The sequence below is a fragment of the Petropleomorpha daqingensis genome (assembly GCF_013408985.1).
Taxonomy (GTDB): domain Bacteria; phylum Actinomycetota; class Actinomycetes; order Mycobacteriales; family Geodermatophilaceae; genus Petropleomorpha; species Petropleomorpha daqingensis.
The window spans coordinates 4,579,268-4,595,976 of record NZ_JACBZT010000001.1 but is presented as its reverse complement, the minus strand read 5'-3'; the positions used below and the strand labels follow the sequence as shown (position 1 = coordinate 4,595,976).

Genomic DNA, 16,709 nt, shown 5'->3' with positions numbered 1-16,709 from the left:
GATGGCCGACTTCTTGCGAGTCACGGTGCAAGACCGGGTGGGGTGGATCGAGTACGACCGGCCGCCGGTCAACGCCTTCCACTGGGAGATGCTGCGGGAGGTCCCGGAAGCGCTGGAGCAGCACCTCGCCGACCCTGCTGTCCGGGTGGTGGTGTTCGCCAGCGCCCTCGACGCGCACTTCAGCGTCGGCGCCGACCTGGGGGTCTTCCTCGACATGGACGCCGACGACATGCGGCGCTGGGTCGACGTCTGCCATGACCTGGTCCGCCTGATGCGCGCGTCGCCGAAACCGCTGCTGGCCGCCGTCCACGGCATCGCGGTCGGCGGCGGTCTGGAGATGGTGCTGCACTGCGACGTCCGCTTCGCCGCGAGCACCGCACGGCTCGGCCAACCGGAGATCAACATCGGCTTTCTGCCGCCGGTCGGCGCGACGCAGGCCCTGGCCCGGCTGCTGGGCCGGCCCCGGGCGCTGCGCTACCTCTACGAGGGCACCCTGCTCGGTGCCGAGGAAGCCCACGCGATCGGCCTCGTCGACGTCGTCGTGGCGGCCGAGCGGCTCCGCGAGGAGGTGCAGGGCTACGCCGCGGGCCTGGCCCGGAAGCCGGCGCGCGCCCTGGCGGCGATCCGGCGGTGCATCACCGAGGGCGTCGACCTGCCCTTCGAGGAGGGCCTGGCCATCGAGCGGGACGAGGCGGTGGCGCTGGCCGGGACGGCGGACTTCCACGAGGGGCTGGACGCCTTCCTCAGCAGGCGCCCGCCGGCCTGGTCGGACTGACCCGCAGCCGCTCCCTCATCCGCGCACGTCCTACGGGCCAGGCGCCCGGATCGCGTCGATCAGCGCCGAACGCTGGTCCTGGAGCCAGGCGTCGTCGGCGGCCGCGCGGTCCTCGCCCTCGCTCTCGCGCCAGAACGACGCCCACGGCTCGGCGCCGGCCGCCACGTGCCGGCGCACGTTCCCGAGCTGCTGCACCCGTTCCTCCGCGATGACGTCGACGAACTCCTCCGCCCGCTCCGGATCCACGCCGTACGCGTGCGCGAGCAGCGCCGTGCGGCGGACGCCGTCGAGGTCGTCCGGGTGGTGCAGGCGCGCGCCGGGGGCGTGCAGGGGCGCCCACTCCTGCGCCGCGATCGCCAGGTCCCAGAACGGGCGGCCGGGCCCGGCCTCGGCGAAGTCGATCAGCCCGACGACGTGCCCGCCCCGGAACACGACGTTTTCGGGGAACAGGTCGTTGTGGCAGATCACCGGACCGCCCTGCGGGTCGGCCCACTCGCCGGACCAGCCGGTTGCCGAGGCCGCGTCGAAGGTCGCCGTCGCCTGGTGGAAGCGGCGGACCAGGCGCCCGAGGTCCTGCAGGGCGGCGTCGGTCAGCGCCCAGGACGGGTACGGCGGGAGCGGCACGTCGCCCTCGACGAAGGTCAGGACGTCGCGCCCCTCGTCGTCCGTGCCGAGGAACCGGGGGACCCCCTCGAAGCCCTCGCGCTCGAGGTGCAGCAGCAGGCTGCACACCGCGGACCGCCCGGCGGGGCGACGCACCGTGTCGCCGACGCGGACCACCCCCGCGGACGGGTCCATGCCTCCGGTGAGCGGTTGCTCGATCCCCATGCCGGCAGCGTGCCGCACGACGGAGGTCCGGCGGGACGTCCTCTGCAGCGGGCTACGGTCCGGGGCGTGAGCAGCCCCGAGCGCGAGTACGTCCGGTCCCACCTCGAAGACCTGCACGCCGATCTCGAGGCCTGGCTGCGCATCCCGTCGATCTCAGCCGATCCCGCGCACGCCCCCGACGTCGTCCGCAGCGCCGAATGGCTGGCCGAGGCGCTGCGCTCCACCGGCTTCCCGACGGTCGAGATCTGGCCGACGCCGGGTGCGCCCGCCGTCTTCGCCGAGTGGCCCTCGGCCGATCCGGGCGCGCCGGTCGCGCTGGTCTACGGCCACCACGACGTGCAGCCGGTGGACCCGGTGGAGCTGTGGGTGCACCCGCCGTTCGAGCCCACTCTCGTCGAGGGGCCGGACGGCCCGGAGCTGCACGCCCGCGGCGCCATCGACGACAAGGGCAACGTCGCCATGCACCTGCTCGGCATGCGCGCGCACCTCGCCGCCACCGGCGGGGACAGCCCGGCGGTGACCGTGAAGCTGCTCGTCGAGGGCGAGGAGGAGTCCGGCTCGCGGCACTTCACCGCGCTGCTGAAGGAGCGGCGGGCCCAGCTGGACTGCGACGTCGTCGTCGTCAGCGACACCGGCATGGCCGCCCCCGACCTGCCCGGCGCCGTCGTCTCGATGCGCGGGCTGGCCGGCGCCGAGATCACCGTGCGCGGACCAGCCGTCGACCTGCACTCCGGGTCGTTCGGCGGCGCGGTGCCCAACCCGCTGCACGCCCTGGCCGAGCTGCTGGCCGGTCTGCACGATGAGCAGGGCCGGGTCACCCTGCCCGGCTTCTACGACAAGGTCCGGCCCCTCGGCGACCGGGAGCGGGAGCTGATGACCCGGGTGCCGTTCGACGAGCAGGCGTGGCTGGCCGGACCGGCTGCGGGCTCGGCGGCGCACGGAGAGGCCGGCTTCAGCACCCTGGAACGGCTCGGCGCCCGGCCGACCGCGGAGGTCAACGGCATGTGGGGCGGCTACCAGGGCCCGGGCCACAAGACGATCATCCCGGCCGAGGCGCACGCCAAGATCAGCTTCCGGCTGGTGGCCGACCAGGCGCCGGCCGACGTCGCCGACCAGGTCCGCGCCTGGGTCGACCAGGGGCTGCCCGAGGGGGTCACCGCCGAGGTGCGGGTCGAGAAGGCCGGCGTCGCCCCGTGCGCCAGCGACCTCGACTCGCCCGGCATGGCCGCCCTGCGGCGGGCGATCGCCGAGGCCTGGGACGGCGATCCCGACGAGGTGCTCTCCCTGCGCGAGGGCGGCAGCGGACCGGAGGCCGCGCTGGTCGAGCAGCTCGGCGCGCCGCTGCTGTTCCTGGGCGCGGGGCTGCCCACCGACCGGATCCACTCGCCCAACGAGCGGGTGCTGCTGAGCATGCTGCACCGCGGGGCCGAGGCGGCCGCGCACCTGTGGCGCGAACTCGCCCTCGTCCCCGGCCGGTCATAGGATCCGTCCACGTCCGCGCAGGTCAGGGCGGAGCGGGCCCCACCGTTCGAGGAGCGTCGATGTCCGACCACCAGCACCTCATCGGACTGCTGCTCGGGACCGAGGAGGACTGGCCCACCGCCTTCGAGGCGATCGTGCGCAGACTCGGCCCCGTCGTCGACGGCAGGGGGACGGCGCACCACTACGACGTCGAGCGGATCACCATCGAGCCGTTCGACCTGTGCAGCCGCCCCCGCTACGACCTGGTCATCGACCGGCTGGCCTACTGGTACTACCACCCCCGCGAGTGGCTGAAGAAGGCGGCGTTGATGGACGACGTCTACCTCCTCAACAGCCCGTTCACCTTCCAGAGCATGGAGAAGCACGCCGCCTACTGCGCGATGCTGCGGCTGGGGCTGAAGGTGCCGGACACGGTGCTGATCCCGTACAAGAACCCGCCGGATCACACCAAGTACGCCTACACGGCGGAGAAGTACAACCAGCCGTTCGACCTCGACGCGATCGCCGAGCGCCTGGGCTACCCGCTGTTCATGAAGCCCTACGACGGCGGCGCCTGGGTCGGCGTGAGCATGATCCGCGACCGGGACGAGCTGCACCGGGCCTACGACGAGTCCGGGCAGCGGCTGATGCACCTGCAGAAGGCGGTCGCCGGCTACGACGTCTTCGCGCGCAGCCTGTCGATCGGCCCCGAGACCATGGTGATGAAGTTCGACCCCGACCAGCCCATGCACGGCCGCTACTCGGTCGCGCACGGCTTCCTGGACGCGGCGACCGGTGACGAGACGGTCACCATCGGCCGGCTGGTCAACGCGTTCTTCCGCTGGGAGTTCAACTCCTGCGAGACCCTCATCCGCGACGGCGTCGTCTACCCGATCGACTACGCGAACGCCTGCCCGGACATCGCCCTGACCAGCCTCCACTACTACTTCCCGTGGGCGATCAAGGCGCTGGTCCGGTGGACGGTCTACTGCACGGCCACCGGTCGCCGTCCCCGGTTGGACCTGGCGACGCGGCGCTACTTCGACATCGCCGACCGGACCGACCTCAGCTACGAGGAGAAGCTGCGCGAGTACCGCACCATGGCCGACGAGTACTTCGAGACCGAGGCCTACTCCGACTTCTGCGCCAGCCGGCTGGGCCACCTCGACGAGGTCATGCACGACTGGGTGCGCGGTCCGGACTTCGACCGGCTGCTCGTCGACACCGTGCGCGCCACCTTCCCGCCGCACGAGCACGACCACTTCATCGCGCACTACCGCGGCCTGCTCGGCCTGTGGGTGCGCGACGAGGAGACCCGCCTCAACCGCGTGTGACCGGGCGTCCTACGGGACCGGCCAGTCGGCGACCGGCTCGTTGGCGTGCATGAGCTCGCTGTAGCGGCGCAGCATCTCCCGCAGCGCGTCGCGGCGGTCCAGGGGCCGGCGCTGCTCGTCGATCCGGTGGAACGTCTCGGCCTGCCACTCCGCGCCGTTGCGGTAGGCGGTGCAGCGGCGCTCGACGGCGCCCAGCAGCCGGTCGACGACCGCGGTGTCCACGTCCCGCTCCGCCAACCCCTGCCGGGCCATGGGCAGCAGTCGCCGCAGCACCAGTTCGGTGACCGGCACGGTGCCCAGTCCCGGCCAGTAGAGCTGGGCGTGGATGCCTCGCCGGGCGCCCTCGGTGAAGTTGTCCTCCGCGGTGGCGAACGACATCTGCGACCACACCGGCCGGTCCTGGCGGGCCAGGGTGTGCAGCAGCCCGTAGTAGAAGGCGCCGTTGGCGAACACGTCCACGATGCTCGGCCCGGCGGGCAGCACCCGGTTCTCGATCCGGAGGTGGGGCGTGCCCTGGTGGATGTCGTACACCGGCCGGTTCCAGCGGTAGATGGTCCCGTTGTGCATCCGGAGCTCGGCCAGCCGGGGGACGTCGCCCCGGTCGAGGGTGGCGACCGGGTCCTCGTCGTCGCAGACCGGCAGCAGGGCGGGGAAGTACCGGACGTTCTCCTCGAAGTGGTCGAACACCGAGGTGATGAAGCGCTCGCCGAACCAGACCCGGGGCCGGACGCCCTGCTCCTTGAGCTCCAGCGGCCGGGTGTCGGTGGCCTGCTCGAACAGGGGGATGCGGGTCTCCCGCCACAGCTCCTTGCCGAAGAGGAACGGCGAATTGGCGCCGAGCGCCACCTGGACGCCGGCGATGCACTGCGCGGCGTTCCAGTGGGCCGCGTAGTCCTGCGGGCTCACCTGCAGGTGGAACTGGGTGCTGGTGCAGGCCGCCTCCGGGGCGATCGTGTCGGCGTGCATGTCCAGCCGCTCGGGGCCGTCGATCGCGATGTGCAGGTCCTCGCCCCGGGCGGCGAAGATCTGCTCGTTGATCAGCGCGTAGCGCGGGTGGGCGGTGATCGCGTCGGCGGTGACGTGCTCGGGGGAGAGGGTCGGCAGCGTGCCGATCATGATGATGTGCGCCCCGATCTCCCGGGCGCGCTCCTCGGCCTGGTTGAGGCTGCCCCGCAGCTCCTCCTCGAGTTCGGCCGCGGCCGTGCCGGCCAGCGAGGTGGGGCGCACGTTCATCTCGATGTTGAACTGGCCCATCTCCGCCTGGAAGACCTCGTCGGCGATCGCGGCGAGCACCTCCTCGTTGCGCATCGCCGGGTCCTGCCGGGCGTCGACGAGGTTGAACTCGATCTCGGTGCCGGTCAGCGGGTGCTCGAAGTCGAACTTCGACTCGTTGAGCATCCGGCCGAACACGTCCAGGCAGCGCCGGAGCTTCTCCCGGTAGTTGAGGCGGTCGGTGCGGGAGAACGTCCGGGCCTCGACCTCTTCGCCCATGCCGGTCGCCTCCCACCGGTCGGTCCACCTGTGCGGTCAGGTTGGCACGGAACCGGCTGGTCGGCAGCCCCGTCGCGCTGCCGCGTCGCGGCTTCCGTGCCAGGGTTGGCGGCGTGAAGGTGACCGACCGGTGGTACTCCGAGCGACTGGAGCAGCCGATCGGTCTGGCCCGGTGGGGTCACTACGGCACCCCGGTGCTGGTCTTCCCAACGGCGGGTGGGGACGCCGAGGAGATCGAGCGCAACGGGGTGATCGGTGCCTGCTGGCCGATGATCGAGGCCGGCCGCATCAAGATCTACTCGTGCGACAGCGTCGCGGGCCGGGCGATGGTGGAGAAGGCCGGCTCGCCCGAGTACCGGATGTGGCTGTTCAACCAGTTCCACCACTGCATCCGCCACGAGGTGGTCCCGGCGATCCGGACCGACCTCGGCGGGGCCGAGACGCCGATCGTCACGGCGGGTGCCTCCATCGGGGCGTTCAACGCGCTCGCCGTGCTCTGCCGGTTCCCGGACGTGTTCCGCGCCGCCGTCGGCATGAGCGGCACCTACCGGATCCAGCGGTTCCTCGACCACCGGTTCTCGCAGGACCTCTTCTTCGCCTCGCCGCTGGACTTCCTCCCGGGGATGGACGGCGAGCAGCTCGAGGTGCTGCGCACCCGGTTCGCGATCCTCGCGTCCGGTCAGGGGGCGTGGGAGGACGTCGACTCCTCCTGGGACGCCGGCGCCGTCCTCGGCAGCAAGGGCGTGCCGAACCGCGTCGACGCGTGGAGCGAGGAGTGGCCGCACGAGTGGCCCACCTGGCGGCGGATGCTGCCGCAGTACCTCGACGAGCTGCTCCCGGCCTGAACTCCGACGTCGCAGACGCGGACCGTGTCAGCAGTGCCCGGTCATGAGGAGGAGCGGACGCCCGTCGTCGTCTTCCCACCGTCCGGCCGTCCATTCGATGTCACCCTGGCGCCGAGGTTCATCGCTGATGACGTGGGGACGGATCCTCCGCCACTGCTCCGTGGCGTCGGGGCCGTCGAAGCAGCCGAGCCGGTCGCCGTTCCAGTAGGACACGACGATCGGCGCCGCCGTTTCGACGAGCCCGTCCGCCTCCTTGCGCTTGGTGCTGGTCGTGCGGCCTGCACGCCGGCGTGGGTCCGGTCCGAGGAGTCAATGGTCACCGACGGACGCGGATGATCGTCTTCCCGGTGCGTCGCTCGGTGGGGTTGAGGGCGGCGACGGCGTCGTCGAGGGACGCGACGGTGCCGATGTTCGTCCGCAGTCGCCCGTCCCGCACCCGCTGCACGACCTCGCCCAGCTGGGCACGATCGGACTCGACGACGAAATCGACCGCCCGGCCGTCGGTGGGCCGCGCCTCGACCGGTCCGACGACGGACACCAGCGTTCCCCCCGGTCGAACCAGGGCCGCCGATCGCCGCTGGACGTCGCCGCCGATGACGTCGAAGACCAGGTCGACTCCGCCGAGGTCGTCCAGCGCGTCGGCGTCGAGGTCCACGAACTCGTGTGCCCCGAAGTCGAGCGACTTCTGCCGGTCGGCGGCGCGCCCGGTGCCGATGACGTACGCACCGAACTCACGCGCGAGCTGCGCCACCACCGCCCCGACCGCCCCGGCCGCGCCGTGCACGAGCACGCTCTGCCCCGCCTGGAGGCGGCCGTGCTCGAACAGTCCCTGCCACGCGGTCAGCCCCGAGATCGGCAGGCTGGCGCCCTCCGGAAAGTCGACGTCGCCCGGCAGCGGCGCGAGGTTGCGCGCCTCGACGGCCACGTAGCCGGCCAGGGTGCCGTCGCGGTACCAGTCCGTCAGGCCGAACACCCGCTGGCCCACCGACAGCCCCGTCGTCCCGTATCCGAGGGCGGTGACCACCCCGGCCAGCTCGTGCCCGGGGATCGTAGGTGTCCGGTCACTGCCGCGGCGATCGGTCCAGGTCGAGGGCCACGTCAGCTCGGTCGGCACGAACCCCGACGCACGGACCTCGACGACGACGTCGTTGATCGCCGCCGACGGCTCGGGCCGCTCCACCAGCGTCATGCCGGCCGTCCCTGCGGCCTGGTCCGTCACGACGATCGCCTTCATGGCGATCACGACGCGTAGAGCTGGAAGTCGCCGGCGAAGGCCTCGGTCATCTCGATCACCTGCTGCAGCTCGGGGTGCCGGACGACGACCATGCCGTCGCCGGTGACCGTCGAGCGCCAGTCGCGGCGCGGCGCACCCACCGGCAGCAGGTCCAGCAGCGCGACGTGCTCGCCGTACCGCGCCAGCAGCGCGTCGAGGCCCTCGGAGTGGGTGATCCGGCCCTCGCCGCGGGCGCGCTTGAAGATGGCCCCCGAGTTGTACCGGCGCTCCAGCGGCTGCATCGAGCCGTGGACGACGGCCTGCGCCCAGCCGGCGTAGGTGTCGCCGTCCGTCGCGACGTTCATGACGTCGACCACCCGGGCGCCGGGCGGCCGGGCCCCGATCTCGCCGAACACGGCCTCGCCGTCGGCCTTGAGGTACCACTCCATGTGCGTGAATCCGGAGCGGAAGCCCAGGGCCGCGAGCACGGCGTGGCCCATCCGCCGGCCGCCGGCCAGCTGGGGCACCGACAGGTCGCGCAGCGAGATCGACACCGGGCTGACCCACTCGTGCATGCGCATCTGCAGCGGCCGGGGCCGGTACCAGAGCACGTGCTCGAACAGGATCTGCCCGCCCGCGCAGATGGTGTCGAAGGTGAACTCCTCGCCGTCGACGAACTCCTCGACGCTGACCTCGGCCACGTGCCGGAGCAACGGCAGCACGTCGGTGAGCTGCGAGTCGGAGTCGACCCGGTAGGTGTCGGCCGACCCGGCGCCGGCGATCGGCTTGACGATGAGCGGGTAGCCGACCTTCTCCGCGGCCGCCCAGACCTCGGCGACCGAGCGCGCGCTGACGTGCCACGGGGTGCGGATCCCCGCGGCGTCGAGCGTGCGCTTCATCGTCTCCTTGTCGCGGAACGGCACGGTCTGCTCGACGGTCATCCCGGGCAGGCCGAACGTCTCCCGGATCCGGGCGGCCAGGATCATGTACGGCTCCCAGAGGCACTCCACCTGGTCGAGCGAGGCGTGCCGGGACAGCCCGCGCAGCGCGTCGAGCACCGCCCCCTCGTCGGCGAGGTTGACGTGCTCGTAGTGCGCGAGCGACGACCGGGCGGCCTCGGGCAGCGCGTGCGTCGGCTGGTCGCCGACCCCGATCACCCGGGCTCCCGTCCCGGCCAGCGCCCGGGTGAAGTAGGCCATCTCGGCCGGGTAGCCGGGGGAGAGCATGACGACGTTCACGGCGACCTCCGGTGCTGGGGGATGGTCAGGCCTCGGCGAGCTCCACGCGGATCCCGTCGACGAGCCGGTGCAGCGCGTCCTCGACCACCGCGGTGTCGGGGTCGCGCACGATCACGTACCCCTCGCCCACGTAGTCGGCGCCGGCGGGCTGTCCCGGCTGCGGCAGGCGGGCCTCCACGACCAGGTGCCCGATCTGCTGCTGGACGGCGTCGACGCCGTGCACCGCGCGCACCCGGCCGTGCCCCATCCCGCGCAGGTAGGCGGTCCCGGAGGCGAACCGGCGCTCGGGGACGTCGAACCGGCCGAGGATCACCAGCTCCGCCCACGCGCGGTACAGGTCGAAGTCGTGCGCGTAGCCGTGCATCGAGGTCAGCGCCGCTCCGGGCGGCCGGGCGGCCACCTCCGAGACGGCGACCGAACCGTCGGGCCGGGCGAACCACTCCATGTGGGTCAGGGCGTCGGTGACGCCCAGCGCCTCGAGCGCCGCCGGCCCCCACCGGTGGATGCCCTCGTACCGCGGTCCGCCGATGTCGCGGGGGAGCAGCACGGTCCACTGGATCCACGGGTTGCGCAGGACCTCCAGCGGCGGCGGGCGGTAGTCCGCGATCGACGACCACACCGTCGTCCCGCCGACGGTGACGCTGTCGAAGGTGTGCTCGTCGCCGGTGAGGAACTCCTCGAGCAGCGCGGGGTCGCCGTCGCCCAGCGGCACGGCGGCCAGCCAGCCCCGGAGCATGTCGCCGTCGTCCAGCCGGAACGTCGACTGCGCGCCGGCACCCGCCGGCGGCTTGGCGACCAGCGGGAACCCGACCTCGTCGGCGAAGGCCATGGCCTGCCCCGCGCTGCGGACGAGCGCGTGCCGGGCGCACGGGACCCCGGCCGCCCGCAGCGTCTCCTTCATCTGCGACTTGTCGCGCACGTTGATCGCGGTCCCCACGTCCATGCCCTCGATGCCGAGCGACTCGCGGACCTGCGCGAGCGGCACCTGCAGCTGCTCCAGGGCGCCGACCAGCCGCTCCACCCGGCCCATCTGCCCGGACAGCCCGGACACCGCCCAGGCCAGCTGACGCGGGTCGAGCGCGTCGTCGACCTGCCAGTGGGCGTCCAGCCGCTCGCGCAGGTCCGGGGGGATCCGGTCCACCGGCTCGCAGGTCACCAGCCCGATCCGGACACCCGGCAGCTCGGCGGCGACCCGGACGAAGCGCGCCGTGGCCTCCAGCAGGTACGGCGCGACGAACGCGGCGACGACCATGGGCGGACGCTACCGAAAGGACCCCCCGCCCCCCACCGCTCGCACGCTCGCGGTGGGACCCTGCGGGGGGCCGAAAGGCCTCTTAGAGTGCCCCGCATGAACGTGGTCTTCGTCGATCCGGCGTTCCCGCCGACGCAACGCCACTTCGTGCGCGCCCTCGCCGACGTGGGGGCGTCGGTCTACGGCGTCGGCGACCGTCCGGGGGAGTGGCTGGACGACGAGCTGCGGTCGTGGATGGTGCACTACCACCAGGTGCCCGACGTCACCGACGTCGGCGTGATGACCGACGCCGTCCGGTGGATCCAGGACAAGGTCTGGGTCGACCGGCTCGAGGCGACGATCGAGTCGCACACCCTGACCGCCGCCCAGGTGCGGGAGAACTGCACCATCCCCGGGACGTCGGTGCGGACGGCGTGGCTGTGCCGGGACAAGCCGTCGATGAAGCAGGTGCTGCGCGAGGCCGGCGTGCCGACCGCGGCGTCGACCGCGGCGTCCACCGCCGAGGAGGTGAGGTCCTTCGCCCGGGAGGTGGGCTACCCGCTGATCCTCAAGCCGCGGTCCGGTGCCGGCGCGCTGGACACCACGCGGGTCGACGACGACAGCGGGCTGGACGAGGCGCTGGGTCTGTTCGGTGCCCAGCACGTGGACTCGATCGCCGTCGAGGAGTTCGTCGAGGGGCACGAGGGCTTCTACGACACGGTCTCGGTCGACGGCGTCCCGGCGTTGGACTTCGTGTCGCACTACTTCCCGAACGTGCTCGAGGCGATGCGCACCCGCTGGATCTCGCCGCAGTTCGTGGCGACCAACCGGATCGACTCCGTGGCCGATTACCAGGAGCTGCGCGACCTGGGACGACGGGTCAACGAGGCGCTCGGGATCGGCACCAGCGCCACGCACATGGAGTGGTTCTTCGGCCCGAAGGGGCTGAAGTTCAGCGAGATCGGCTGCCGGCCGCCCGGCGTCGGCGCGTGGGACCTCTACTCGGCCGCCAACGACCTCGACATCTACCGCCAGTGGGCCGATTCGATCGTGCACGGCCAGGTCTGGGGGCAGCCGTCGCGGCAGTACTCGGCCGGCATCGTGGCCCTGCGCCCGGAGCGGGACGGCACCATCTCCGGCTACTCGGGCGTCGACGACATCCAGGCCCGGCACGGGCAGTGGGTGCTGGACGCGCACCTGCCGCCCCCCGGGACGCCGACCCAGCCCGAGACCGCCGGCTACATGGCCAACGCGTACGTGCGCATGCGGCACCCCGACTTCGACGCGCTGCGCGGGATGCTCGACGACGTCGGCCGCACCGTGCACGTCTTCGCGAACTGACGCCGTGACGCCTTCGATCACGCTGCTCGGCCCGCAGCGGCGGCCCACGCTGGACCGGGTGCTGTCCTCGCTGGGGGTCGAGGGCCCGGTGGCCGTCGTCAACGCCGGCTGGCAGGAGCGGGAGGCCGACGACGCCGAGATCCTCGCCCTGGCCGGTGGGGAGCGGGCGGGAAACCTGCGGCTGTTCGGCCGCTGGATGGACGTGCTGCGGGCCGACCCGGAGTACGCCGCCGCCGAGCGCGAGCACCGGCTCGTGCTCGACGAGCTGCAGCAGCTGTACCTGATCCGGCTGGACCACGCGCTGCAGGCGGTGTCCGCGGTGGCCGCCCGGCCGGACGGGCACGCGAACACCCAGGCCATGGCGCTGGAGGACGCGCTCGCCGCGGTGCGGCTGCTCGACGCGACGCACGTGGCCCGGATGCAGGAGCTGCACGCCGCCTTCTACGCGACGTGGCGGCCGGAGGAGCGGGGCTCGATCGCCGGGCACCGCGAGGAGGTCCGCGGGCTCCTGGCCGCGGCGGAGTGCCTGGTCGTCGCGGGTGGCCACGTCGGCGACCTGCTCCGCGTCCTGCACCTGTTCCACGTCTCGCCGCACCTGCCGCCGCGGCTGGTCGCGTGGTCGGCCGGGGCGATGGCGCTGACGCCGCGGGTGGTCCTGTTCCACGACCGGGCGGCGCAGGGCGCCTCGCTGACCGAGGTCTTCGACGCCGGCCTCGGCGTCGTCCCCGGGGTGGTCGTGCTGCCGCACGCACGGCGGCGGCTGCTGACCGACGACCACCCCCGGATGTCGGTGCTGGCCCGCCGGTTCGCGCCGGCATCCTGCCTGGTCCTGGACGACGGCGTCCGGGTCGACCTCGGCGCCGGCGGCGCCCTGCCGCCGGATGCCCGGCTGGTCGGGGACGACGGGCGGATCACCGAGGGAGCGGCGGCGTGACGGCGGCCCGGCTGGCCATCAACCGGCTCAGGTCGGCGAAACCGCTCGACGCCGAGGCGGTCGACCGGTTCCTCGCCCGGCACGAGGTCCCGGTGGTCGAGGGGGACCGGTGCACCTTCCTGTGGCGCGGCGAGGCGGACGAGGCGTGGGTCTGCCAGCGCATCGTCGGGCTGCCCGACCGGATCCCGCTGCGCCGGCTGCACGGCACCGACCTGTGGTACCTGGTGCTCGAGCTGCCGGAGGGCTCCCGCGTCGAGTACCAGATCGAGATCCGCCGCGGCGAGCACTACGAGCGGTTCAACGACCCGCTCAACGAGAAGCGGTCGCACAGCCCCATGGGCTCGTCGTCGGTCTGCTTCGCCGCGGGCTACGAGACGCCCGACTGGGTGCTGCACGATCCCGAGGCCCGCCCGGGCGAGCTGAGGGATCTCGTGCTGCGCAGCCGCGCGCTCGGCCGCGACGCGCACGTCTCGCTCTACCTGCCGGCCCGGTTCCGGCCGACGGCGTCCTACCCGCTGCTGGTGGTGCACGACGGCGGGGACTTCCTGCAGTACGCCTCGATGAAGACCGTCCTGGACAACCTGATCCACCGGCTGGACGTGGCGGAGACCGTGGTCGCCTTCACCCACCCCGGCGACCGCCTGGCGGAGTACCCGAACTCGGCGGCCCACTCCCGGTTCCTCACCCAGGAGCTGCTGCCGGAGCTGGAGTCCTCGCTGCCGCTCGTCGGGCAGCGCGCGGGCCGGTGCCTGCTGGGCTCGTCGTTCGGCGGGGTCGCCGCGCTGTCGGCGGCGTACCGCTCACCGGACACCTACGGGTCGCTGGTGCTGATGTCCGGATCGTTCGTGTTCACCGACATCGGCACCGACCACGGCGGCGGGCCGGCCTTCGACCCGGTGGTGAAGTTCGTGAACCGGTTCCGGGCCAAACCGCGGTGCGTGGCCGACCGGATCTACCAGTCGTGCGGCGTGTACGAGCAGCTCATCGTGCCGAACCGGTCGATGGTGCACGTGTTCGAGAGCGCGGGCATGCAGGTCCGCTACACCGAGGCGCGCGACGGGCACTCCTGGGAGAACTGGCGGGACCGGCTCCGCGACGCGCTGTCCTGGGTCTACCCGGGACCGCAGAAGCTCTACTACGAATAGGGCCGCCCCGGCGGTTAACGTTGACGCGGATCACTGCTCGTCGGGTCGGAGGCAGTGCCGTGCCACGATCGTCCACCAGGCAGGCCGAGCACGACGATCACGCTGCGGCCATGGAGTTCGCGTCCCGGCACGGGCTGGAGCACGAACACACCCGTCGTGAGCTCACCCACCGGTGGGAGAGCTACCCGTTCGGCTTCGGGAACTGGCGCAGGGCCCGGAATGTCGTCCGGGGCACCTTGTCGGGTCGTTCGATCACGGCCTTCGAATACCACTTCGTCTTGTGGAGCGACGACGAGACGGTGGAGAGGGACGCCTTCCGACACTTTCTCGTGTGCGTCGTCGACCTGGACCATCCTGTGCCGGCGCTTTCCGCGGTGCGCCGAGACAGGCTGGTCTGGCACCCCGACGAGGTCGAGGGTGAGGAATTCCCCGTCGATTCCGCACGATGGCAACAGCTGTACGTGGTGACAGGTGTCGACGCCGATTTCGCCAGAACTGTCCTCAACGACGACCGAGCCCAGCGATGCCTGCAGATCGACGCTCGGGCGGAGTGGAGGTTCGTCGGGGACGAGTTCATCTTCTGGATCGAGAGCGGCCTGGTCGATGAGAGTCTCGCCGTGGCCCTCGACATCCTGCGTCCCCTGATCGTGGCAGCGGAGAGCTATCCACGGTGAGGGCGCACAGAGGGCCGTGACGATCTGGCCCCGGGCTCGTTGAAGGACCGACCGGCCCTCCGACGTCAGGACCAGCCACGATGCCCCAGCTCAGCCGCCGCCAGCTGTTCTCCGGCCTCGCCCTCACCGCCGGCGCGATGGCGCTCTCGCCGACCGCGGCGGCCGCCGCCACCACGACGGAGGAGCGCACGGCGGACGTCGTCGTCGTGGGCGCCGGACTGGCCGGGCTGAGCGCCGCGCGCCGGCTGGCCGCCGCCGGGCGCAGCGTCGTCGTCCTGGAGGCGCGGGACCGGGTGGGTGGGCGCACGCTCAACCACCCGCTGCCCGGCGGGCACGTGGCCGACCTCGGCGGCACGTGGATCGGGCCCACCCAGAACGCGGTGGCCGCCCTGGCCGCCGAGCTGGGGCTGGCCACGTTCGCGCAGGTCGACGACGGCGACGCGGTCTACTACGGCCACGGGCTGCGCACGACCTATCCCAGTGGCGGCCCGACCGGCGGCGCCCCGCCGGACCCGACGATCCTGCCCGACCTCGTCGCCGTCCTCACCCTGATCGACCAGATGTCCACCGAGGTGCCCGTCGACGCGCCGTGGGACGCCGACTCGGCGGAGGAGTGGGACAGCCAGACGCTGGACTCCTGGCTGCGGTCGCACACCGCCTCCCCGCAGACCCGCAAGGTCGCCTCAGGGGCGTTCGAGGCGCTGTTCGGCGCCGAGGCCCGGGAGATCTCGCTGCTCTACGCCCTCTGGTACGTCGCCTGCGCCGGCGACGAGCAGAACCCGGGGACCTTCGAGCGGCTGATCGCCGTGCAGGGCGGGGCGCAGGAGCGGCGGTTCGTCGACGGCGCGCAGTCGCTCTCGCTCCGCATGGCCGAGCAGCTGGGGGACCGGGTGGCGCTGTCCTCTCCGGTCCGGCAGATCACGCAGACCGCCGACGGCGTGCGGGTCGTCAGGGACCGGCTGACCGTGTCGGCCGCGCACGCCGTCGTGGCCGTCCCGCCGACCCTGGCCGCCCGGATCAGCTACGACCCGCCGCTGCCGGTCGCGCGCGACTCCTACACGCAGCGCAGCCCGCAGGGCAGCCTGCTCAAGGTCGAGGCCAGCTACGACCGGCCGTTCTGGCGGGAGGACGGGCTGAGCGGCGCCGTCGTCAGCGACACCGGGCCGGCCAAGATCTGCTACGACGTGACCCCCGCCGACGACGCGCTCGGAGGGCTGCTCGGCTTCGTCGGCGGCGACGAGGCCCGGACGTGGGGCGGCGACCACGAGGCGCTCAAGGCCGCCGTCGTCGGTCAGTTCGTCACCTTCTTCGGCCCGCCTGCGGCGACGCCGCGGGAGGTCGTCGTCCAGGACTGGCCCGACGAGATCTGGAGCCGTGGGGGACCGGTGCACCTGCTCGGGCCGGGCCTGCTGACCCAGGCCCGGGAGGCGATCTGGGCGCCGGTCGGCCGGCTGCACTGGGCCGGTACCGAGACCGCCACCTACTGGCACGGCTACATGGACGGCGCCATCACCTCCGGCCGGCGGGCGGCGGACGAGGTGCTCGGCGCCTGATCGGTCGCCGTCAGCCGGCGGCGTCCGCGCGGGGTGCCGGGCACGTCCCGCCGGGCTCCGTCGCGAGCTCGAAGTGCCACAGCTCGTTCGCGTACGTCTGGCAGAGGCCGTGGTCGGCACCGTGGCGGATCATCCAGTCGTCGGCCTCCGTCGGACCGATGTCGACCGCGTCCCCGGTCACGTGCCGCGACGTGTCCGGCGAGGCGACGAACCGGAGCGCCTCGTCGAGGCTGCCGTAGCGCCGGACCGCCTCGTCGAGCAGTTCCTGCTGGTAGGCGAGGCTGCGCCGTCCCGACGTGACCCACATGTCGACGCCCTGCGCGTCGGCGTCGCGCGCTGCGTCCTGCAGGGCGGCGCGCAGCGCGGGCCGGAGCCCCGTGATGGCCGGGTGGCCGTCGTCGAACGGATCGACGTGGTCCTCGCGCAGGCGAGGATCGTCGGGCACCTCCCGGTCGTTGCGCTCCTGCGCCTGGGCGGGGCCCGCAGGAACGGCGGTCCCGACCCGCGGCGCGGCGCGGGTGCCGGCGAGCACCGTGGCGGTGAGGAGGACGAGTCCGGCCGCGACCGGCACCAGACGCCGGGCAGCGGACGAGGCACTGCTGGCCCGAGGTCGCGGGGTCGTGCGCATCGAGGTCATGGCCGGCAC

15 protein-coding genes are annotated in these 16,709 nt (G+C 72.8%); 9 read left to right on the top strand and 6 right to left on the bottom strand.

Translation table 11 applies throughout. The features are described 5' to 3' along the window. Positions 1-37 precede the first annotated feature (37 nt). A complete protein-coding gene (locus tag GGQ55_RS22705) occupies positions 38-775 on the top strand; it encodes an enoyl-CoA hydratase/isomerase family protein (RefSeq protein WP_179720659.1) in 738 nt (245 codons plus the stop codon). A 30-nt stretch (positions 776-805) separates the two neighbouring features. Here the strand turns inward: GGQ55_RS22705 and GGQ55_RS22700 are convergent, their stop codons facing one another. Continuing rightward, positions 806-1,603, bottom strand: a complete 798-nt coding sequence (locus tag GGQ55_RS22700) for a phosphotransferase (RefSeq protein WP_179720657.1) — start codon at positions 1,601-1,603, stop codon at positions 806-808. A 66-nt stretch (positions 1,604-1,669) separates the two neighbouring features. Here GGQ55_RS22700 and GGQ55_RS22695 point away from each other — a divergent pair, with 66 nt between their 5' ends. Then, on the top strand, positions 1,670-3,085 hold the full coding sequence (locus tag GGQ55_RS22695) for a M20/M25/M40 family metallo-hydrolase (protein WP_179720654.1): 1,416 nt from the start codon (positions 1,670-1,672) through the stop codon (positions 3,083-3,085). Between the two features lie 59 nt (positions 3,086-3,144). Then, the gene (locus GGQ55_RS22690) at positions 3,145-4,398 is read left to right on the top strand and encodes an ATP-grasp domain-containing protein (protein WP_179720652.1); all 1,254 of its coding nucleotides are present in this window, start codon (positions 3,145-3,147) and stop codon (positions 4,396-4,398) included. Positions 4,399-4,407: 9 nt separating this feature from the next. Here the strand turns inward: GGQ55_RS22690 and GGQ55_RS22685 are convergent, their stop codons facing one another. Further along, the gene (locus tag GGQ55_RS22685) at positions 4,408-5,889 is read right to left on the bottom strand and encodes a glutamate-cysteine ligase family protein (protein WP_179720650.1); all 1,482 of its coding nucleotides are present in this window, start codon (positions 5,887-5,889) and stop codon (positions 4,408-4,410) included. A 113-nt stretch (positions 5,890-6,002) separates the two neighbouring features. Between GGQ55_RS22685 and GGQ55_RS22680 the strand changes: the two genes are divergently transcribed. Continuing rightward, positions 6,003-6,734 carry an esterase family protein gene (locus GGQ55_RS22680; RefSeq protein ID WP_179720648.1) on the top strand — a complete coding sequence of 244 codons (732 nt, stop codon included), beginning with the start codon at positions 6,003-6,005 and terminating at the stop codon, positions 6,732-6,734. A 316-nt stretch (positions 6,735-7,050) separates the two neighbouring features. On the opposite strand, the gene GGQ55_RS22675 is transcribed toward GGQ55_RS22680, so the two are convergent. The 3 genes from GGQ55_RS22675 to GGQ55_RS22665 are packed head-to-tail and all read right to left on the bottom strand — an operon-like array spanning position 7,051 to position 10,437. Next, complete coding sequence (locus GGQ55_RS22675; protein WP_179720646.1) at positions 7,051-7,968, bottom strand: NADP-dependent oxidoreductase; 918 nt, start codon at positions 7,966-7,968, stop codon at positions 7,051-7,053. Between the two features lie 5 nt (positions 7,969-7,973). After that, complete coding sequence (locus tag GGQ55_RS22670; RefSeq protein ID WP_218859393.1) at positions 7,974-9,185, bottom strand: ATP-grasp domain-containing protein; 1,212 nt, start codon at positions 9,183-9,185, stop codon at positions 7,974-7,976. 25 nt (positions 9,186-9,210) lie between these two features. Further along, on the bottom strand, positions 9,211-10,437 hold the full coding sequence (locus tag GGQ55_RS22665) for a hypothetical protein (protein ID WP_179720644.1): 1,227 nt from the start codon (positions 10,435-10,437) through the stop codon (positions 9,211-9,213). A gap of 96 nt (positions 10,438-10,533) precedes the next feature. Between GGQ55_RS22665 and GGQ55_RS22660 the strand changes: the two genes are divergently transcribed. The 5 genes from GGQ55_RS22660 to GGQ55_RS22640 all read left to right on the top strand — a co-directional run bounded on the left by GGQ55_RS22660 (position 10,534) and on the right by GGQ55_RS22640 (position 16,063). Beyond that, positions 10,534-11,757: an ATP-grasp domain-containing protein gene (locus GGQ55_RS22660; protein WP_179720642.1), complete on the top strand. Its 1,224-nt coding sequence runs from the start codon at positions 10,534-10,536 to the stop codon at positions 11,755-11,757. Positions 11,758-11,761: 4 nt separating this feature from the next. Then, on the top strand, positions 11,762-12,691 hold the full coding sequence (locus GGQ55_RS22655; protein WP_179720640.1) for a hypothetical protein: 930 nt from the start codon (positions 11,762-11,764) through the stop codon (positions 12,689-12,691). Continuing rightward, positions 12,688-13,836: an alpha/beta hydrolase-fold protein gene (locus GGQ55_RS22650; protein WP_179720638.1), complete on the top strand. Its 1,149-nt coding sequence runs from the start codon at positions 12,688-12,690 to the stop codon at positions 13,834-13,836. The genes GGQ55_RS22655 and GGQ55_RS22650 overlap by 4 nt, the downstream gene beginning before the upstream one ends. A gap of 110 nt (positions 13,837-13,946) precedes the next feature. Further along, complete coding sequence (locus GGQ55_RS22645) at positions 13,947-14,510, top strand: hypothetical protein (RefSeq protein ID WP_179720636.1); 564 nt, start codon at positions 13,947-13,949, stop codon at positions 14,508-14,510. An 80-nt stretch (positions 14,511-14,590) separates the two neighbouring features. Continuing rightward, complete coding sequence (locus GGQ55_RS22640) at positions 14,591-16,063, top strand: flavin monoamine oxidase family protein (protein ID WP_179720634.1); 1,473 nt, start codon at positions 14,591-14,593, stop codon at positions 16,061-16,063. 10 nt (positions 16,064-16,073) lie between these two features. Here GGQ55_RS22640 and GGQ55_RS22635 read toward each other — a convergent pair whose 3' ends face one another. Beyond that, entirely contained in the window at positions 16,074-16,700 is a 627-nt protein-coding gene (locus GGQ55_RS22635; protein ID WP_218859392.1) for a M15 family metallopeptidase, read from the bottom strand. Positions 16,701-16,709 lie beyond the last annotated feature (9 nt).